The sequence below is a fragment of the Paraburkholderia megapolitana genome (genome assembly GCF_007556815.1).
Classification (GTDB): domain Bacteria; phylum Pseudomonadota; class Gammaproteobacteria; order Burkholderiales; family Burkholderiaceae; genus Paraburkholderia; species Paraburkholderia megapolitana.
In genome coordinates this window covers 907,966-929,992 of sequence record NZ_CP041745.1, presented here as the reverse complement: position 1 = coordinate 929,992, position 22,027 = coordinate 907,966, and the positions used below count along the sequence as shown (strand labels likewise).

Annotated in this window: 4 protein-coding genes; all 4 read right to left on the bottom strand. The window is 66.7% G+C overall.

Annotated features, from left to right (window positions below; genetic code table 11):
• Positions 1-70: 70 nt before the first annotated feature.
• The 4 genes from FNZ07_RS17565 to FNZ07_RS17555 all read right to left on the bottom strand — a co-directional run bounded on the left by FNZ07_RS17565 (position 71) and on the right by FNZ07_RS17555 (position 22,019).
• Positions 71-16,159 carry a non-ribosomal peptide synthetase gene (locus FNZ07_RS17565; protein ID WP_144269475.1) on the bottom strand — a complete coding sequence of 5,363 codons (16,089 nt, stop codon included), beginning with the start codon at positions 16,157-16,159 and terminating at the stop codon, positions 71-73.
• 82 nt (positions 16,160-16,241) lie between these two features.
• On the bottom strand, positions 16,242-20,843 hold the full coding sequence (locus FNZ07_RS17560; RefSeq protein ID WP_143098040.1) for a non-ribosomal peptide synthetase: 4,602 nt from the start codon (positions 20,841-20,843) through the stop codon (positions 16,242-16,244).
• Entirely contained in the window at positions 20,840-20,965 is a 126-nt protein-coding gene (locus tag FNZ07_RS34300; RefSeq protein WP_281250531.1) for a hypothetical protein, read from the bottom strand. Before FNZ07_RS34300 ends, FNZ07_RS17560 begins: the two co-directional genes overlap by 4 nt.
• Before the next feature lie 214 nt (positions 20,966-21,179).
• A complete protein-coding gene (locus tag FNZ07_RS17555; protein ID WP_091010431.1) occupies positions 21,180-22,019 on the bottom strand; it encodes an ATP-binding cassette domain-containing protein in 840 nt (279 codons plus the stop codon).
• Positions 22,020-22,027 lie beyond the last annotated feature (8 nt).

Sequence of the window (22,027 nt, the reverse complement as noted above, 5' to 3'; positions counted from 1 at the left end):
GGTACACCGCACGTGCGAAGTCAGTGGGTCGGATGGATGAAGCGCGTTTCGCATCGCTATGTGCGTCATGTCAGTCCAGTGCATCGAACAGATCGTCGAGCGCCTGCATGTCGGCATCGCTGCCGGCCTCGCTTGCACCCTGTTGAGTGTTCACGTCATGCGTATCGAGCAGCGCGCCGAGCGAAGCAGGCGTCGGGTGTTCGAACAGCAACTTGAGTTCGACCTTGCGTCCTGCGCGCTCCGATAAGCGCGCCACGACACGCACGGCCGCCAGCGAATGACCGCCAAGCGCGAAGAAATCGTCGTGCGCACCGACTCGCGCGACGCCCAGCATGTCGCCGAACAGTTGCGCGACGAGCCGTTCGCTGTCGCTGGCCGGTTCGACCCACGACGCGTCGCTCGCAACTTCGAGCCGCGCCAGCGCGTTGCGATCGAGCTTGCCGTTCGCGGTACGCGGCAGCGCGTCGACGCGATGCAGCGCCGCCGGAATCATGTACGTGGGCAGTCGTCCCGCGAGCATGCGGCGCCAGTCGTCGGGCAGCGCATCGCTCGCACTCACGACGTAACCGACGAGCCGTGCCTCCGCTCCGCCACTCGCCGCAACGAGCGTCACCGCCGCGTCGAGCACGCCTTCGTGGCTGCGCAACACCGCTTCGATCTCGCCCGGTTCGATCCGGTAACCACGCAGCTTCACCTGCTGGTCGACGCGGCCAAGACAGTCGAACGTCGCATCGGGGCGCTCGCGGCACAAATCGCCGGTGCGATACATGCGTGCACCCGGCGCGCCCCACGGATCGGGCACGAAGCGCTCCGCCGTTACACCCGGCCGGCCGAGATAGCCGCGCGCGAGATTCTCGCCGCCGATACACAGCTCGCCGGTGCCGCCCGAGGGCGTCGCCTGGCCGCTCGCATCGACGATGCGCAACGTGGTCGCGTGCAACGCACGGCCGATCGTCACCGGTGCGTGCGCGGGCACCCGGCCACCGGTCGACCAGATCGTCGTCTCGGTTGGACCGTACATGTTCCACACTTCGACGCCGCGCGCATTGAGCGCTTCCGCCAGATCGGGCGGCAACGGCTCACCGCTCGCGAGGCCCACCAGCTTGCCGCTTGCCGGACCTGTCCAGCCCGCTTCGAGCAGCAGACGCCAGCCGCTCGGCGTCGGTTGTAGAAACGTTGCGCCGCTGCTGTCGATCAGGCGCGCGAGCGCGGCACCGTCGCCAGTTGTTGCGGCATCCGCGAGTTCGATGCACGCACCGCTCACGAGCGGCAGACAGAACTCGTTCAGCGAAATATCGAACGATGCGGTCGTCACCGACAGCAGCACGTCGTCAGGTGTGAGCCCAGGCACGTGACCGACACTCGTGAGCAACCGGTCGAGCGCACCGTGCGGCACACCAACACCCTTCGGCCGACCGGTCGAACCGGACGTGTAAATCACGTACGCCAGTTGCTGATCCACGAACGGCAATGCAGCGGGGGCAACCGTAGCTGGCGGCACATCGTGCACATTGCCGACATCGATCGCGATGCGCCCGTCGAGCAACGCACCGAGCCGTTGCGTCCCATCGGCGTCGGTCAGCACGCGTGTGACGCCCGCATCGACGAGCATGTGCTGCAGACGATCGAGCGGGAACGCCGGATCGAGTGGCACGTAGACCGCGCCGCTGCGCCACACCGCAAGCATGCTGGCGAGCATCGCCGGCGCGCGACGCATGCACACGGCCACGCGTTCTTCACGCGCAACGCCGCTGTCGCGCAGTCGCGCATCGAGCGAGACCACCCAGTTCGCAAGCGATGCGTAATCGACCGACGTCTCGCCCTGACGCACCGCGATGCGTTGCGGCGTGCGGGCGGCCTGCTCTTCGAAGCGCGCATGCATCGGCTTGAACGTGTAGGCGGGCAGCGCCTCCGCTTGCATCGCATCGTGCGGCACCGCGAGATCGCCAAGCCGGCGCGGCGTGTCGTCGCTCAGTTGAGCGAGCAGCGCAACGTACTGCCGCTGCAACGCTTCGACCTGGGCGCGCGCCAGCCGTCGGTTGTCCCAGCCCCAATGCAGATCGAGCCCGTTCGACGGCAAGATGGTCAGCGTCAGCGGATAGTGCGTACGCTCCACGGCATCCACACCGTCGATGCGCAACGCGTCCTGCGCGGGCGTTCCCGAACGCGCGGCGACCGGGTAGTTCTCGAACACGACGAGGCTGTCGAACAGCGCATCGCCGCTGCGGCCCGCCCACTGCTGCAACGACGACAACGGCGTGTGCTCGACCTCGCGCATCTGCGTGTTGTAGTCCTGCAAGGAACGCAGCCACGCAGGCACGCTTGCATCGCCGGGCACGCCGATAAACACCGGCAGACTATTGATGAACAAGCCGAACATCTCGTCCGAACCCGCGAGTGCTGTGGGTCGCCCCGACACCGTGACACCGAACGCAACCGACCGTTTGCCGCCGAGCCGCGCGAGCAGCACGGCCCACGCGCCCTGCATCAGCGTGTTGAGCGTCACCTGATGACGCTGCGCGGCACGACGTACGCGCGCATCGAGTGCGGCATCGAGCGTCACTGTGAATTTCTGCTGCACGTTCGTCGCCGTCGTGTCGGCCTGCGGTGCGGCGAGACTACCGGTGAGCGTCGCGGCATCGTCGGCGGCCGCGAGACGTTCGATCCACCAGTCGCGCGGATCGGGTTGCTTCGCGAGCCATTCGACGTAGCGTCGATACGGCGGCGGCGATGCGGGCGCGGCCTTCGCACGGCTCGTGTCGGTGCGCTGCGTTCTACGCTCATAGTCGTCGAGCACTTCGGCGAAGAGCCGTGCGCCGCTCCAACCATCGGTCAGCACGTGATGATGCGTGCGCACCAGATCGTGGCCGCCATCGGGACGACGGAATACGTTGATGCGCATCAGCGGTGCGCGCGAAGGTTCGACGCCCGCGGACAGATCTTCTGCGCGCCATGCAGCGAGGCGCACGTCGTAGTCGGCGAGATCCGACACGTCGCTCCAGTCGTGCATCGCGAACGGCAGCACCGCCTGACGCTCGACGATCTGCAGCGCGTTGCCGCCATGTCGCCATTCGAAGCGCGTCCGCAGCATTTCGTGGCGCGCCACTGCGGCCTGCCACGCGTCGCGCAGTGCGGCTGCATCGAGCGGTCCGCGCAGTGTCAACTGCAGCTGATTCAAGTAGACGCCTTGCCCCTGCTGCAACTGGCTGTGATACAGCAGCCCCTGCTGCAACGGCGTGGCCGGGTAGATATCGGCGACCCCGCCAAGTGCGAGATCGAGCGACTGCAACTGCGCCTGGTCGAGACCGGACAGCGGGAAATCCGACGCGCTCGCGCCAGGTGCCGCCACGACGCAATGCGCGATCATCGCGAGCACTTCGCGATCGAACGCGGCAACGAGTCGTTCCACCGTCGCACGATCGATTCGCGCGGGATCGAAACGCCAGCGCAGCACCAGTTCGTCACCGCTGACAAGGCCGTTCAGATCGAGCGCGTAGTCGAGACGCGCGGCGGCGCCGAGGCTGCTGCCTGCCCGTTCGGCGCTGAACGCGAAGCGCGAATCTTCGTCGAGCGACTGGTCGAAACGGCCCAGATAGTTGAAGCTGACTGGCGCGCGACGCTGACCTTGTGCGGCATCGAGCCAGCCCCAATGCATGCCCTTGTTCGGCACCGCGCGCAGGCGCTCCTTCACTGCGACGAGCGCGGTCCCCGCGATGGCCTGTTTCGCCGGCAACGTCACCGGGAAGCGTGTCGTGAACCAGCCGACAGTGCGGCTCAGATCGACGCCGTCGATCAGATCCTCGCGACCGTGTCCTTCGAGTTCGATGGCGATTTCATCGAGCCCGCTCCAGGCGCCGAGCGCCTGCGCGAGTGCGGCGAGCAGCAGTTCGTCGGTGCGCGTGCGATAGGCGCGCGGCACGGTTTGCAGCAGTTCGCGCGTGCGGTCGGCGGCGAGCGTCCATTCGATCGTTTCGCTGTCGGCGATGCGCGTGTTGGTGGCAGGGAGCAACGGCAGATGCGCGGCGTCGAGTGCTTCCGATACCTGCTGCCATTTTTCAGCTTCGGCTTGTACCGCGGGTGTGTGTGCGTAGTCGTGCACGCGGCGTACCCATGCACTCCATGATGTCGATGGTGCGGGTAGTGCGACTGTCTCGCGACGTTCGGCCTGTGCGTACGCCGTCTGCAATTCCTCCAGCAGTACGCGCCACGACACGCCATCTACCGCCAGGTGGTGGATGGCCACCAGCAGCCGTGTTTCGTTTTGTGGCGCCTCGAAGTAACCGACACGCCACAGCGGACCTTCCGTCAGGCTCAGGCTCGACTGCACGCGTTGACCTGCTGCGTCGAGTTCTTCCAGCGAGTTCAGCGTCTCGCGATGGATCAGCGTGTGCTCTTCTGCTGCCGCTGCGGGAATCACCCGCTGACGCCAGCCTTCCTGTGTCGTTCCGAAGCGCAACCGCAACGCATCGTGTCGTGCACCCAGTGCGTTGACCGCCTGCTCCAGCGCCTGCGGATCAAGCCGCCCTTCCACCTTCAGCAGCACCGACTGGTTCCAGTGCGACTCGCCCTGCGGGTAGCGCTCGAAGAACCACTGCTGGATCGGCGTGAGCGGGAGCTCCGTGGTGATCTCTGCTTCGTCCTGTGCGCCTGCTTCGACCGCTTCGGCCCGCAACGCCAGCCGCTCCACCGTCGGATGCTCGAACACCTGACGCGGCGTGAGCTTCAATCCCGCCTCCCGCGCCCGTGCAATGATCTGCAGGCTCTGGATCGAATCGCCTCCCACCTCGAAGAAGTTATCCGTCACGCCCAGGTCGTCGCGACCGAGTACTGCTGACCAGATCGACAGCAATGAGGTTTCCGTTGCGTTGCGCGGTACGACCTGCTCGCGCTCTCGTGCCTGCGGTGCCGGCAGCGCCGCACGGTCGAGCTTGCCGTTAGGCATCGCCGGCAGTTTCTCCAGCACCGTCAGTGTCGACGGGACCATGTAGGCCGGCAGCTTCTGTTCCAGTTCGCGCTGTACGACGTCCGTATTCACGTCACCCGCGATATAACCCGCGAGCCGTTGCCGCTCGCCCGCTCCCGTGACGATCACCGCCGCCTCGCGCACGCCCGCGCACTGGCGCATCACCGCCTCGATCTCGCCGAGCTCGATACGCTGGCCACGCAGCTTCACCTGCTGGTCCAGACGTCCGAGGAACTCCACCGTGCCGTCTGCCCGCATCCTGCACAGGTCGCCACTGCGGTACTGCCGTGAGCCCGGTTCACCATACGGGTCCGGTACGAAGCGCTCCGCTGTCTGGGCCGCCCGGCCCAGGTAACCGCGGGCCACGGTCGGCCCACCGATGCACAGCTCTCCAAGACCGCCCGCCGGTGCCGCATCGCCGAACGCATCGATCACGCGCGCCGTGCGGCCCGGGTACGGTTTGCCGATCGGCACCGTCACCTGCTGTACATCCTCTGTCAGTGTTTCGCGGTACAGCGCGGCCACCGTCGTTTCCGTCGGCCCGTACAGGTTGTCCAGCCGGATCCCGCCGAGTGGCCCCGACTGCCAGCGGCCCAGCGCATCGCCCGGTAGTGCCTCGCCACCGACTGTCACCTGGCGCAGCGCCAGCGACTCGCGCGCCGGCGCCGAGCGCTGCCACTGCTGCCACAGCGCGGTCGGGATACGCGCAAACGTCACCTGACGCTGCACCAGACGCTCGCTCAGGCTCTGCAGGTCCCACGGCTGGACGCCGCGCATTTCTACCGTCGCGCCCATGAGCAGGGCGGGCAGCGTTTCGTGCAGTGCCACGTCGAAGTTGATCGTCGACGAGTGCAGCACCGTATCGGCGGAGGTGATGCGGTACGTCTGCAGGAAGTCCTGCAGGTGGGTCCACAGCGAGCCATGGCTGACTGCTACGCCCTTGGGCTTACCGGTCGAGCCGGACGTGTACAGCACGTACGCCAGCTGGTCCGGGTGCAGTGTCACAGCGGGCGAAACCACAGCGACACCGTCAAACGCCACCGGCACCACTTCACAGCCCGCCAGCACGTCAGCCACGCGTTGCGCACTCGCGTCGTCGGCCAGTACCTGCACGATCGCCGCATCCTCAATCATCTGCGCGAGACGCGCGGCCGGATACTCCGGGTCGAGCGGCACGAACGCGCCACCCGAGCGGATCACACCCAGCAGCGCCGCGAGCATCGCCGGGCCGCGCGTCACGCACAGGCCTACCCGTGTTTCGGCTCGCACGCCGCGCGCGACGAGGCGTGCAGCAATCGCACCCGACCATGCGTCGAGTTGCGCGTAGCTTAGCGAGGCGTCTTCGCAGCGCACCGCGATTGCATCCGGTGAACGCGCTGCCTGCGCGCCCAACTGCTCGCCGAGCGAGGCAAATGCATACTGCTGTGCAGCCTGACCTTCGCCCACCGAGCCTAGCGTCAGCGCCCCCACCCGCACCCCCTCTCCCGCCGCCAGTTGCTCCAGCACCTCAACGTAATGCAACGACAACCGCTCGATCGTCGATCGATCGATACGCTCGCCATCCCACGCCCATTCCAGCGAAATCCGTTCGCGCGGAATGATCGATAGCGCGAGCGGGTAATGCGTCGGATCGACCGATTCAGTCGCGCTCACACGCAGTGCGTCGTCTGCGCCGCGCGCAGCCGGATCGACCGGATAGTTCTCGAATACGACGAGGCTGTCGAATAGCGCATCGCCGCTACGGCCGGTCCACTGCTGCACGCGCGAAAGCGGTGTGTGCTCGTACTGACGCAGGTCGGTCAGATCGCGTTGCAGGGTGCGCAGCCAGTCGCCGACCTGCGCGTTCGGATCGACGTCGATCCACACGGGCAGCGTGTTGACGAAGAGACCCAGCATCTGCTCGACACCAGGCAGATGCGCGGGACGTCCCGCGAGCGTCGTCCCGTATGCAATGCCGCGGCGATGTCCGTAGCGCGCGAGCACCACAGCCCAGGCGCCTTGCATCAGCGTGTTCAGCGTCACCTCATGACGGCGCGCGACATCGGTGAGACGTTCGCCAAGCGATGTATCGAGCGCACGGCGTACCGCATGCGCGCCCGGTTCGATGACCGCGGGCGCGCCGAGGCTCGAGGTGAGCGTCGCCGGTTCTTCGATCTGTGCGGCGCGCTTGCGCCACCATGCTTCGGTAGCGGCATCGTCGGCCGATTGTTGCAGCCAGTCGACGTAGCGGCGATACGGAGCCGGTGCGACGAAGGTCGCCGGCGCAGGAGTCGCACCATCGGTCCGCGAACGATAGTCGCGCAGAATCTCGCCCAGCAGTTGCGCAACGCTCCAGCCGTCGAGCAGCAAGTGATGATGCGTCCACACGAGGTCGACCGTCTGCGCATCGCGGATAAACAGCGCAGTGCGCATGAGCGGCGCCACATCGAGCTCAATGCCGGCAGCGAGATCGCGCTCGCGCCACTCTGTCAGACGCGCGTCGTAGTCGGTTGCCGCCGACCAGTCGTGCACCGCGAACGGCAGCACGAGCCGACGATGCACGATCTGCGAGCCGGCCGAACTGCGAGTCGAGCCATGCCGCCACTCGAAGCGCGTACGCAGCACCGCATGACGCTCGAGCGCTGCCTGCCACGCGGCTTGCATTGCCGCGCGATCGAGCGGTCCCGACAATGTCAGACGCAACTGGTTCAGATAGGCACGCTGCTCCGGTTCCGCGAGTGCGTGATACAGCAGCCCGGTTTGCAGCGGCGTCGCCGGATAGACGTCCTCGATGTGCTCCGGCGTCAGACCGAGCGCACGCCACAGTTCGCTGTTCGCGCTGCGCTCGTCGTCGGGCAGCGCGGCAGTCGCGACCTGCGTCGACATCTGCGCGGCTTTCGCGAGTCGCTCGACGGTGGGCTCTTCGAATACCTGACGCGGCGTCAGATGCAGTCCTGCTTCGCGCGCCTTCGCGACAATCTGCAGACTCAGGATCGAATCGCCGCCGATCACGAAGAAGTTGTCGGTCACGCCAATGTCGTCGCGGCGCAGCACGTTGCGCCACACTGCGAGCAGCGTTTCTTCCGCGGGCGTGGACGGCGCGACTGCGGCGCTCGTCGTGGCCACCGTTTCCGGTGCCGGCAACGCACGCCGGTCGAGCTTGCCGTTCGGCGTCAGCGGGAAGCGCGCGAGCGCGACGAACGCGGACGGCACCATGTGCGCGGGCAATCGCGCGGACAGCCAGGTCTGCCAGTCTTCGGCGTTGCCCTGTGCGTCCAGATCCGGGTTGGTCGGGACCACATACGCAACCAGCCGACGATCGCCACCGGCCGTATCGAGCGCAAGCACCGCTGCCTCACGCACATCCGGATGCGCCAGCAGCGCCGCCTGGATTTCACCGAGTTCGATACGGAAGCCGCGAATCTTCACCTGATGATCGTTGCGGCCAAGATATTCGAGGTCGCCGTCCGCGAGACGCCGCGCAAGATCGCCCGAGCGATACAGCCGCGCGCCCGGCGCTCCGAACGGGTCCGGCACGAAGCGTTCGGCCGTCAGCGCCGCGCGGCCCAGATAGCCACGCGCGAGCCCCGCGCCGCCGACGTGCATCTCGCCGCTCGCACCGAGTGGCACGCGGTTCAGGTCGGCGTCAAGTACATGCAGCGTCAGATCGTCGAGCGCTGCGCCGATCACGCTGCGCGCATCGTGCAACGCGGTCGCGTCGATGTCGCGATGCGTGACGTGCACGGTCGTTTCGGTAATGCCGTACATGTTGACGAGTGCCGGCAGCACACCGCGTGCACGCGCCCCGTCGGCCCAGCGAGCGAGCGCCGCCGGATCGAGCCGCTCGCCGCCGAAGATCACGGCGCGCAGCGAATCGAGCGTATTGTTTTCGTCCTCGTGGATCAACTGCGTGAACGCGGACGGCGTCTGGTTCAGCACCGTCACGCGCTCATCGCGAATCAAGCGATGGAATGCGGCAGGTTCGCGCGCAGTCCAGTGCGGCACGATCACAAGACGACCGCCGTGCACCAGCGCGCCGAAAATTTCCCACACGGAGAAGTCGAACGCGTACGAGTGGAACAGCGTCCATACGTCGTGCGCATCGAATGCGAAGCGCGCCGCAGTGGCATCGAAAAGCCGCGCGACGTTGCGATGCGTGATGCCGACACCTTTCGGCAAACCGGTCGAACCCGACGTGTAGATCACGTACACAAGCTGCTCAGGATGCGGTGCACGGAAATCGGCGCCGGCGGATGCCGTGAGTTTCCTATCACGCAGCGCGTCTGCATCGAGCGTCGCATGCGCGGCGAACAACGCCGCGTGCTGCTCGAGGCTCGCTGCATCGGCGACGATCGGACCGAGCTGTGCATCGCTGACGATATGCGCGAGACGTTCGGCGGGATACGACGGATCGAGCGGCACGTAGGCCGCGCCCGCACGCAGAATGCCGAGCAACGCAGCGACGAGACCCGCCGAGCGCTGCATGGCCACACCGACACGCGTTTCCGCGTGCACACCCTGCAGCAGCAGTTCAGCAGCAATGGCGCGCGACCACGCATCGAGTTGCGCGTACGTAATCTGCGTAGCGCCGTCGCTGAGTGCAACCGCATCGCCATGCTGCGCCGCCTGCTCGATGAAGCGCGACACGATGTCGAGCGGGTCTTTCCGGTCGTGCACTACGGCCTGCGAATCCGCTTGTTCTGCCAGCTTGAACGATGCAAGCGGTGTATGCGGCGTAGCACTCCATTGCGTCAGCAAGCCGACGAAATTATTCGCAAGCCGATCGATCGTCGTCGCATCGAACACGTCCTGTGCGTACGTCAGCGTCAGGTCGAGCGCACCGTCATCCGCGGTTTCCGCGATGTTCAGCATCAGATCGAACTGCGCCTCGCCACTCTCGACCTCGCGCGGCGTGACGCGCAGCGCGTCGCCGAACAGCGTGCCGAAGTCATGGTGCTGCTGATGATTGACGAGCACCTGGAACAGCGGCGTCTGCGCGAGATTGCGCTCCGGCTGCACCGCATTCACGACGCTCGCAAACGGGACATCCTGGTTCGCGTGCGCAGCCAGCAGCCGCTCGCGCACGTCGTCGACGAGGCGCTCCGCGCGCATCTCGCCGTCCGGCGCCGTGCGGATCACCACCGTGTTGACGAAGAAGCCGACTACATCGGCGGCGCCCGGTGCATCGCGGCCCGCGAGCGGCACACCGACGCGAATGTCGCGCTGCCCCGAGTAGCGATACAGCAGCCCGTTGAACGCGGCCAGCAGGGTGATGAACAACGTCGTGCGACGTTCGCGCGACTGGGTACGTAGCGCGTTCGCGGTGTTTGCAGGCACACGCACGTGTGTCCTTGCACCGCGCACATAGCGACGCGCACCGCTACGTGTGCGGTCATACGGCAGCGCGAGCACGTCGTCACTGCCGGATTCGGCTGCCAACGCATCGCGCCAGTAGGCGAGCTGCGCGGCGTCGCGCCCATCGGCAAGACGGGCGGCCTGGGCGCGCAATACGTCGCGGTAGGCGGCATCCGCAGCAGTATTCGCCGCGTGGGGTTGCACTGCGCCGCTCAATCGACGGCGATACGCCGCGGCGAAATCCGCGAACAGAATACCGACCGACCAGTCGTCGCTGACGATGTGATGCAGCACCAGATGCAGCACATGACGATCCGCTGCGGTACGCAGCAGCGTCGCGCGAATCGGCGCATCGACGGTGAGATCGAACGGCTTGCGTGCGAGTTCGGCGAGCTGTGTGTCGAGTGCGGTCGCCACGTCTTGCTCATCGCACAGATCGGCGACCAGCAGCGCACAACGGCTCCCGGCACCAATCGTCTGATACGGCACACCCTGCGTTTCACCGAAGCGCATCCGGAGTGCCGGATGACGCGCGACCAGTTCATCGAGCGCACCTTGCAGCGCGGCCACATCCAGCGCGCCGTCGAATTGCAGCGCACCGTTCACGTTGTACGCGGCGCTGTGCGGATCGAGTTTCCACAGGAACCACAGTCGTGTTTGCGCCGCAGACAGCGGCAAATTGACAACGTCTTTCGTCGCGTCCGCGGCAGGCGCAACGATTGCGCTCGCTTCGCCGGTTCGTTGCGCATCGCGCACACTCGCCGCAAGATCCGCCAGCACCGGTTGCTCGAACACCGCACGCAGGGTCGGCGCATGGCCGAACGTCGCACGGATCGCCGAAATCACCCGCACCGCGAGCAGCGAATGACCGCCGAGCAGGAAGAAGTCATCGTGTGCACCGACACGCTCGACGCCCAGCACCTGCTGCCAGATCGATGCGAGCGCGGCTTCGGTGGCATCGCGCGGCGCAACGTACGGCGCGCCAGCCGCGCCATCTTCCGGCGCGGGCAACGCGCGCCGGTCGAGCTTGCCGTTCTGCGTCACCGGCAGACTGTCGAGCAGCACATACGCCGACGGCACCATATGCGCAGGCAGCGTGCGTGCGGCAAACGCACGCAGGGCATCCGCGGTCAGCGCGGAACCTGCGGCCGGCACGATCCACGTCACCAGGCGCTGATCGCGCACCAGCACGACAACGTTGCGCACGTCAGCATGCGTGCGCAGCACCGCCTCAACCTCACCCGCTTCGATCCGGAAGCCACGCACCTTCATCTGACTGTCGTTGCGGCCGAGATAGTCGATGTCGCCGCTCGCCAGACGTCGCGCGACGTCGCCCGAGCGATACACGCGCGCCCCCGGCGCACCGGCAGGATCGGGCACGAAGCGCGCGGCCGTCAGCCCCGGCCGGCCAAGATAACCGCGCGCGAGCCCCGCACCGCCGACATGCAGTTCACCGGCCGCACCGACCGGCACCGGCTCGCCGAACGGATCGAGCACCGTCAGCGTCAGGTCCGACAACGGACCGCCAATCACGCTCGGCGCCTCGGCACGCACGATATCGCCGCGCCCGAGGGAGCGGAACGTTACGTGCACTGTCGTTTCTGTGATGCCGTACATGTTGATCAGCGCTGGCACTGGAATGCCGTTTTCCTCGCGTGCCACGAACCAGTTAGCGAGCGCGGGTGGATCGAGTTTCTCGCCAGCGAAGACGACATAGCGCAGCGTTTCCATCGTTGCAAGCGGATCGCGCCGCGCAATCTCCGCATCGATCTCGCACAGCGGCATGAACGCCGACGGCGTCTGGTTCAGCACAGTCACGCGCTGCTCGCGCAGCAGGCGTTGCAACGCAGGTGCATCGCGCGCGATATCGTGCGGCACGACCACGAGCCGGCCGCCATGCGTCAGCGAGCCGAACAGCTCCCACACCGACACGTCGAACGCATACGAGTGGAACAACGGCCATACATCGGACGGCCCAAACGTGTAGAAGCGGTCGCCTGCGGTGAAGAGACGCGTCAGGTTGGCGTGCGTGATACCGACGCCCTTCGGCCGCCCGGTCGAACCGGACGTGTAGATCACATACGCAAGCTGCTCCGGATGTGGCACGCGGTCGATTGCGACGTGCGCATGCTCGCCGTTCCGATCCGCGGACACCGCGTCGATCAGGTCGATGCCCGGTACGAGCGCTGCGAAGCGCGCACGTTCCGCATCGGTGGTGACGATCGCATCGAGACCGGCGTCGAGCGCGATGTCGCGCAACCGGTCGTCCGGGTAAGCGGGATCGAGCGGCACGTAGGCCGCATCGGCACGCAACACGCCGAGAATCGCGGCGACGAGCGCGGGCGTGCGGCCCATGGCGATGCCGATACGGCGTTCGCCGTCGCGGCGCGTTTTCGTAACGACCGCCGCGCAGGCGCGCGCGATGCGCGCGGACCACGCGTGCAGTTCGCTATACGTCAGCGTCGATACGGCGCCGTCCGGCTGCGGGAACACCAGCGCCACCGCATCGGGCTGCGCGCCGACCTGCGCGGCGATGCGTGCGAGCGCGGGTTCGAAGGCGAACTGCGCGGGCGGTGCATCGGTGGAAGCTTCTACGTCAAGCGCGATGTCGCGCAGACGGATCGGCGTAGCGTGTGCATCGTGCGCTTCATGCGATGAAGTCAACGCCGCCGCGATCCGGTCGAGCGCGGCATCGACATGACGCGCAAGCCGCGCAATGCCGTCGGCCTCGATGCGTGTCGCGTCCCAGCGCCACTGCATCGTGAGACCGTTCGCACCGGCGGCCGCATCGCGTGGAGCGACGACGAGTGTCAACGGTAGATGTGTGCGGTCCAGCGCTTCGACTGCGCGTACACCGAGCGCCGCGTTCGCGGCATTGACCGCTTCGTCGAGTGGATAGTTTTCGAACACGACGAGGCTGTCGAACAGCGCATCGCCGCTCAAACCCGTCCACTGACGCAGGTTTGCGAGCGGTGTGTGCTCCACTTCGCGCAGCTCCGCATTGCGGTCCTGCAACGCGGCGAGCCACGTGGCGAGCGGCGCATCGGGCGCGACGTCGACCCACAGCGGCAAGCTGTTGATAAACAGGCCGACGATCTCCTGCGCGTCCGACAGATCCGCCGGGCGGCCCGATACGGTCGTGCCGAACACGACCTGCGGGCGACTCGCGAAACGCGACAGCACGAGCGCCCATGCGCCCTGCACAAGCGTGTTGAGCGTCACGCGCGCGCGGCGCGCCGCATGCAGCAGTGCCGCGTGACGCGTCGCACCGAGTTCATGCGTGAGCAGACCGGGGGCATGGTCGCTGTCTTTGTACCCGGCCGCGCCGGCCTTCGAGACCGCCGCATGGAAATCCGGACCGAGTGCGTCGACGAGCCGAGCGGGGTCGTCGAGTGCGGCGAGACGCGCGCGCCAGAAGGCGCCCGTGTCCGGTTGACTGCGCAGCCATTGCACGTAGTTCGCATACGGTGCGCCTGGCGTTTGATCGGGCGTCTCGCCCGCGACGATCGCACCGTACGCGCGTGCGACATCCGCAATCACCTGTGCGGTGCTCCAGCCGTCGGTCAGCGCGTGATGGTGTGTCCACAACAGATCGCAGGCGCCGTCGGCACGCGTGAACACGTCGACGCGCATCAGCGGTGCATGGACTGGATCGAAGCCGCGCGCGGCTATCGCATCGCGTGTGGCGGCGAAGCGTGTGTCGTATTCATCAGCGGCGAGTGCGATGGTGTCATGCACGTCGAATGCAATCGTTGCATTGCGTTCGACTACCTGCAGCGGTTCGCCGCCGGCCGGCCAGAAGAAGCGCGTGCGCAACACCGGATGCCGCGCGACGACCGTTTGCCACGCGCTTTGCATATCGTCGATACGTAGCGCGTCGAGTGTAAGCCGCAGTTGTCCGATGTACAGACCCGGCACGCTGTCGAGCATGCCGTGGAACAGCAAGCCCTGCTGCATCGGCGTCGCAGGATAGACAGCTTCGACGGTGTCGCGTGTCACGCCGGCTTGTGCGAACCATGCATCGTCGGGACGGGCTTGCGGTGCAGAAGGTGCAGCAACGGCAGGCGCCGCCGTCATCGGTTGCGCAATCCGCGCCGCCGCTTCGATCGTCGGATGCTCGAACATCTGCTTCGGCGTCAGTTTGAGCCCGGCGCGGCGCGCCTTCGCGATGATCTGCAGACTCAGGATCGAATCGCCGCCGATCTCGAAGAAGTTATCGGTGACGCCGATGTCGTCGCGCTTCAATACCTGTTTCCAGACGTCGGCAAGCGTGCGCTCCGCGTCGTTGCGCGGCTCGACATGCGTCGATGCGGCGACATCGTTCGTCGCCGCGGACGTGACCGTCCCTTCGGCCGGCAACGCCGCGCGATCGATCTTGCCGTTCGCCGTGAGCGGCAACGCGGCCAACACCATGATCGACGACGGCACCATGTAGTCAGGCAGATCGGCAGCGAGGGTTGCGCGCAACGTATCGCCGTCGAGCGGCACCGACGACGTCACGTAACCGACAAGCCGCAGCGGCGCGTCCTCGCTGTCCGCACGCGCAATCACGATCGCATCGCGCACGCCGTCCGCCTGGCGCAAACGCGCCGCGATCTCTTCGGGCTCCACGCGGTAGCCGCGAATCTTCACCTGATCGTCGATCCGTCCGAGGAACGCGTACTCGCCGCTCGGCAACCGGCGGCTGCGGTCGCCGGTGCGATAGACGCGCGTGCCGTTGCCTTCGGCATCCGGCACGAAGCGCTCGGCGGTCAGCGACGGCCGGTTCAGATAGCCGTCCGCGACACTCGCGCCACCGATGCACAACTCACCGGTCGCGCCCTTCGGCACGCTGTTGCCGTCCGCATCGACAACGCGCGCACGCACGTGCGCGAGCGGCGTGCCGAGCGGCAAGGTTGCCGAGCGGCTTTCCGCCCCGCTGCGCGTGAGTACACCGACTGCCGTTTCGGTCGGCCCATAGTGATTGATCAACCGGCACTCGGGCCGTAGTTGTGCGATGCGTTCCGCGAGGCGTGTCGGCGCAGCCTCGCCGCCGACCAGCAGACAGCGCCCCGGCAACACCGCTTCCGGCGACTGCGCCTGCATCAACGCGTCGAGATGGCTCGGCACGATCTTCAGCAGATCGATGGCCTGCGTCTGCATGTAGGTGGCGAACGCATCGGGATCGGCCGCAACCTGCGCGTCGATCAGATGCAGCGTCCAGCCATGCCATAGCGCGCCGAACAGCGCGGTGTGGCCGAGGTCGGCAGCGGGCGTCGACAGGTAAGCCGCGCTGCGGATGCCTTCCGGCAGCCGCTCGCTCACGCCTTGCAGATACGCGGACAGAGCACGATGGCTCAGCACGACGCCCTTCGGCCGGCCGCTCGAACCCGACGTGTAGATCACGTAGGCGGGCCACGCAAAGGCGCGCTCGTCGGCGGCATCCGCGGCGAAGGTGTGAGTGGCATCGGATTGCGACTCGCGGGTCGCTGCCGGATCGAGCGTGCGTACACCGTCGGGCAGCCAGCCTGCCACCGACGCGTCGCTCGCGATCACCGTCCGTGCGCCGCAATCCTCCGCCTGCCAGCGCAAACGCGCGGTGGGCAACGCCGGATCGAGCGGCACGTAGCAGGCGCGCACGCGCCACACGGCGAGAATGCTCGCGACGAGCGCCGCGCTACGCGGCAGCGCGAGCGCGACGCGCTCGCCGGACTGCGTGCCCGCGTCAGCGAGCGCAGCCGCGAGGCGGCCGGACCATGCCCATAGCGTCGCCCAGTCGAGCGTGCCGTCGGTGTCGACGAGTGCAGTCGTAGCAGGCGTCTGGACGGCAAGCCGCGCCACACGCGCGGGCAGAAAGTCGGTGTCGAAACGATAGTCTTGCATGATGTCTCTACTCTGGATTCCGGTGGGCCGGCGCCGGCCATGTCGGCCGTTCGCCCGGCGGCAACAGTAAAAGGGGGTTACGTCAGGACATGCCGAAGCTCGGCACCGGCAACGCGTCGGCGACGACTTCGTCGCCGTCTTCCGTATCGCGCAGCGTGAAATCGCCGAGTGCGCGCTGCGGCGTGTCGACCGCCTGCACGAGCAGGTCGGCGTAGTGCTGTGCAAACTGCACGATGAACGCTTCGTCGTACACGCCGGTTGCGTAGGTAAACGTGCAGTCGAGTCCGTGCGGACCGCGCGCCACATCGAGTGCCAGCTCGAAACGCACGTCGCTTGCATCGGCATCGAGCAGGCGGCATTGCACGCCGTCCAGATCGACCGATGCATCGAAACCGTCGTGCAGCATGAACTTCACCTGCGCGAGCGGATTGCCGGACGCGCGCCGTTCGAGCTGCAATTCGGCAACGATGCGATCGAACGGTACGTCGCGATTCGCCTGCGCAGCGATGCTGTCCGCGCGCACCTGATCGAGCAGCGTGGCGAACGGTTGCGCACCTGAGAGTGAAGTGCGCATCACCAGCGTGTTGACGAAGAAGCCGATCAGCCCTTCGGTCTCGAGCCGGTCGCGGCCGGCAACCGGTACCGCGACAGGCACATCGGTGGCGCCGCTGTAGCGGTACAGCAGCACGTCGAGCGCGGCGAGCAGCACCATGAAGAGCGTCGCGCCCGCTTCGCGCGCGAGCGCTTCGGCACGCGCCGCGAGCGGCGCGGGAATCCGCATCGCAACACGGGCGCCGCGCGCATCGTACGGGCGACTGCGGTCGTGTTCAGTCGGCAGATCGAGCACCGACGACAAACCCGCGAGGCGTTCGCGCCAGTAGCCGAGTTGCGCGTCGAGCAACGCGCTGCCCGCGCCGTCAAAACGCTCGCGCTGCCAGGCCGCGTAGTCGGCGTACTGGACCGGCAGCACCGGAAGATCGGCAGCTTCGCCGCGGCGTGCCGCGCGATAGCCCGCGGCAAATTCGCGCAGCAGCACGTCGATGGACCAGCCGTCCGACGCGATGTGATGCATGACGAAATGCAGTACGTGACGCTGTGGCGCCAGAGCGAATAGCGTGGCGCGCAATAGCGGACCGTGTTCGAGATCGAACGGTTCGCGCGCCCGCACGCGCAACTGCGTGGCGAGCGACGCGCGATCGGCTTGCTGTAGATCCACCGTTTCCCAGCGCCATGCAGCGGCGCTGCGTTCCGGTGCGAGGATCAGTTGACGCGGTACGTCGTCGATTTCACCGAAGCGCGTACGCAACATGCCGTGACGCTGCACGAGCGCATCGATCGAGCGTTGCGCGGCCTGCGCATCGAACGTGCCGTCGAGTTCGAGTGCGCCCGACACGTTGTACGCGGCGCTATCCGGATCGAGCCGCCACAGTACCCACAGACGCTCCTGCGGCAACGACAACGGCGCATCGCGCAGACCGCGTGCCGACAGCGCGCGCTCTTGCGAAATAGTAGTCGAAGTAGCATCGAGCGCCGCAGCGAATGCGCTGAGCGTCGGATGTCTGAACAGCAGATCGGGCGGCACGTCGCGCGACAGACGCTGCCGCAGTCGCGATACGACCTTCAACGCGAGCAGCGAGTGACCGCCAAGCTGGAAGAAGCTGTCGGTCCGGCTCACCTGCGCCACGCCGAGCAACTGCGACCAGACGTCGGCGAGTGCCTGTTCGGTTTCACCGTGCGGCGCCTCGTAACGACGAGCCGCATAAGCGTCGCCTTCCGGCGCCGGCAGCGCGCGGCGGTCGAGCTTGCCGTTCGGTGTCAGCGGGAATGCGGCGAGCTTCACATACGCCGACGGCACCATATATTCGGGCAACACGGCGCCTGCATGCGTACGCAGGCGTTCGGCGTCGACGGGCGTTGCGGCCGTTGTGTTGTGCGTCGGTTGTTCCGCCACCGTGTAGTACGCCACGAGTCGCTTATCGCCCGCGGTATCCTCGCGCGCGATCACGACGGCCTCGCGCACACCGTCGTAACGCGACAGCCGTGCCTCGATCTCGCCCAGCTCGATGCGGAACCCGCGCAGCTTCACCTGGTGATCGTTGCGCCCCAGGTACTCGATGTTGCCGTCCGGCAGGAAGCGCGCCAGATCGCCCGTGCGGTACATCCGCGCACCGGGTGCGTCGCTGAACGGGTCCATGAGGAACCGCTCCGCCGTCAGATCGTCGCGGTTGAAATAGCCGCGCGCGACCCCTGCTCCGCCGATATACAGCTCGCCCGACACGCCCACCGGCACCTGCTGGCCCGCGCCGTCGAGAACATAGATCTGCGTGTTCGCTATCGGCCGCCCGATCGGCGCCGATGCGTGCGTGTCGACGTGCCGCGAATTCACCAGCGCCGAGGTCGACCAGATCGTCGTTTCGGTCGGGCCATACACGTTCCACAACGATGCCACCTTCGGCAACAGGCGCTGCGCCAGTTCGCCGGGCAATGCTTCGCCACCGCACAGCGCCTTCAACTCCGGCGCACCGGACCAGCCGCTGTCGAGCAGCATCCGCCAGGTCGCCGGCGTCGCCTGCATGATCGTCGCGCCGCTTTCGCGGATTGCTGTGTCGAGCGCAAACGGGTCCAGCGCGGTGGCGCGATCGAGCAGAACGATTTGCGTGCCGCTGACGAGCGGCAGGAAGAGTTCGAGCCCGGCAATGTCGAACGCGAGCGTCGTCAACGCGACCATGCGCGCGGGTACCTCGGGGCGCAGTGCCTGCCGCATCGAATGCAGCAGATTCGCCACGTTGCGATGCTCGACCATCACGCCCTTGGGCTGCCCCGTCGAGCCCGACGTATAGATCACGTAAGCGAGATGCTCAGCGGTCAGGCCAGGGACGACGGGGTTATGCGTGGGCGCGTCGCCGGAAATGTCCGCATCGAGGTCGATCGCCGGTACCGCCTGTTCGCCGAGCAAGTCACGTGTATCGCGTTGCACGAGCACGGCCACCGGCGCGCTGTCGCGCAACGTATAGGCGAGCCGTTCGGCCGGGTACGCCGGGTCCAGCGGGACATAGGCGGCGCCCGCCTTCAGGATGCCGAGCAGTGCCGCGACCATCGTCGGACTGCGTTCCACGCAGATCGCCACGCGGCTGTCCGGCTGCACACCGCGCGCAATCAGCTTGTGCGCGATGCGGTTGGCCTGCGCATTCAGTTCGGCATACGTCAGGTGGCGACCTTCGTGCCCGAGCGCGATGGCATCCGGTGCTTCGGCTACACGCGCCTCGAACAGGCGGTGCAACAGTTCGTCCTGCGGCAAGTCCGCGGCCTCGGCGTTCCACTGCTTGAGCTGACCGGATTCGGCCGGTGTCGGCAACGCGAGCGAGGCAAGCGCCACGCGCGGATCGTCGAGCACCTGGTGCAACAGATGTTCGAACCGCGCGCCGAGCGCTTCGATTTCGCCGCGCTCGAAGTACGCGCGGTTATACGTGAAATGGATCCACGCCTGCTCATCGAAGCGGTTCTCGCGGATATTCAATGCGAGCGGCAACTGCTCGTGGCCGTTCGAACACCGGTAGCCATTCGCCCCGCTGCTGCCGAAGCGCAGATCGTGGTCATCGCGTTCGTACGAGACAGACAGGTCGAACACCTGGGCGCGCTGCGACTGTCGCAGGCCGAGCGACCGGTTCAGCTCGCTCACGGGAAACCGCTGATGCCGGTAGTCCTGCTTGAGCACCTGGGCGATCGAGCGCAGCAGCTCGTCAAAGCGCAGCGCGCCGTCGAACTGCAAACGCACCGGGCTCACACCCGTGAACATGCCGGCCGTCAGTTTCATTCTGGCGGTGGGGCGATTCAGGACCGGCACGCCGACAGCAAAATCGTCACGCTGCGCCGTGCGCGAAAAATAAACGTACAGCACGCCGAGCATCACATGGAACGGTGTCGATTCGCAGTTGCGAGCGAGCGCAATGATGCGCTCGTAGAACGCACGCGGCAGCGCCAGCGTGTGATAGCCGGCCGGCGCGGTCAAGCCGTTGAAGCGTTCGCGGTAGCGCGGCTCGAAAAGCGGATCGGGTACCGAACGATACTTGTCGAGCCAGTACGCACGGTGCCGTTCGAATTGTGGCGAAGTGCGCAGCGCAAGATCGTGTTCGATGAATTCGACGTAGGACGGAGTGTCCAGTGTGGGGACCTCGTTCGCTTCGAGCGCGCTGTAGATCTCCGCGAGCGAACCGGTGAGCAGCTCGATCGCCCAGCCGTCGACGATCAGGTGATGGAAATTCAGCACGAGACAGAAACACGCGTCGCCCAGCTTCGCCAGCTCGAAACAGAAGAGCGGCTCGCCGTTCAGCGGAAACGGCGTGGCCAGTCGCTGCGCGGCCCAGGCGCGGGCGGCGGCGTGCGGATCGGCGGCGGACGAGAAATCGTGCAACGGCACACGGACGGTGACCGCCTTCGCAATCGCCTGCTGCGGCACACCGTCTTCGTCGCGACCGGGTACGAGCACGAGGCGCAGCGTGTCGTGCGCCTGCACGAGCAGATTCACCGCGCGCTCGAAACGCGCTGCGTCGATGGGACCGTCGATCTGCGCATAGCCGCCGATCTTGTAGATCGGCGCGTTGCCGTGCACGGCCTGGTCGAACCAGATTTCGCGTTGCACGGCAGTCAGCGGATGAACGTCGCCCAGCAGGACTGTCTGGTTCACAGCACACGCTCCTTCATGCGAGGCGTCACAGCATCGTTCGCCGACGCACAGCCGGCCTTGCGGACCGCGCACTGCGTGCCGGCCCCACTGGCCTGCCGGCGCTGCATGTCGATCAGTGACATCGTTCTCTCCTCGTGTTCGTCGACCGTCGCGGCCGTTCCTCGCATCTGCGGCAGAACGGCGAAGGCGACAGGAAATAGCGCGCCCCGGCCACCGCAGAGGGTGGCGGGCGCTCAATCGCTCAAGTTGTGGGGAGAAAAACGGCGTCTTCTTTGAAACGCCTGATGCAGCAGGTACAACAGAAGCGGGTAGACCAGCGCCCGCGTGAAGCAGATATCAGTACGCGAAACTGATCGGCAGGCCGCCGCGCGGATGCGGCACGGTACCCATCGGCACACCATAGATCGCACCGAGCGTCTCGCCCTCGATCAACTGGGCGGTCGTGCCGCTCGCGAGCAGGCTGCCGCCTTTCAACGCGATCAGATCGTCGCAGAAGCGGCCGGCCATGTTGATGTCGTGCAGCACGACCACGACACCGAGGCCGCGCTGCTGGCTCAGATTGCGCACGAGATCGAGCACTTCGATCTGATGCGCGATGTCGAGCGCCGAAATCGGTTCGTCGAGCAGCAGGCATTCGCTGTCCTGCGCGACCAGCATCGCGATCCATGCGCGCTGCCGCTCGCCGCCCGACAGACTGTCGACGGTGCGATCCGCGAAGCGCAAGAGGTCGGTGAGCTGCATCGCTTCGTGCACCTTCTCGCTGTCGCGCCCCGTGAAGCGACCGAGCGCGCCATGCCACGGGTAGCGCCCGAGCGCGACCAGTTCGCGCACGGTCATGCCTTCGGCGGCCGGCGGCTGCTGCGGCAGATACGCGACCTTGCGCGCGAACGCGCGGTTGTCCCATTCGCGCAGCGAACGTCCGCCGAAGCGCACGGTGCCGCTCGCCGGTTCCTGCTGGCGCGCAAGCAGCTTGAGCAAGGTGGATTTACCGGAGCCGTTGTGGCCGATCAGGCCGCACACACGCTGCGTCGGCAGCGTGAGCGTGAGCGGATGCAGCAACGTGCGCTCGCCCACCCGGAACGACACGTCGTCGAGTTCGTACATCGGCACGGCAGTCGCGACGCCTGTTTCGGTGACGACTGCGTCGGCTTCGAGCAGCGATGGGTTTGCGTTCATGATGAATT

Bases quoted from the DNA above. Each gene is read 5' to 3' on its own strand.
- FNZ07_RS34300 (WP_281250531.1), bottom strand. From the start codon at position 20,965: ATGTCACTGATCGACATGCAGCGCCGGCAGGCCAGTGGGGCCGGCACG.
- FNZ07_RS17555 (WP_091010431.1), bottom strand. From the start codon at position 22,019: ATGAACGCAAACCCATCGCTGCTCGAAGCCGACGCAGTCGTCACCGAA.
- FNZ07_RS17565 (WP_144269475.1), bottom strand. From the start codon at position 16,159: ATGCAAGACTATCGTTTCGACACCGACTTTCTGCCCGCGCGTGTGGCG.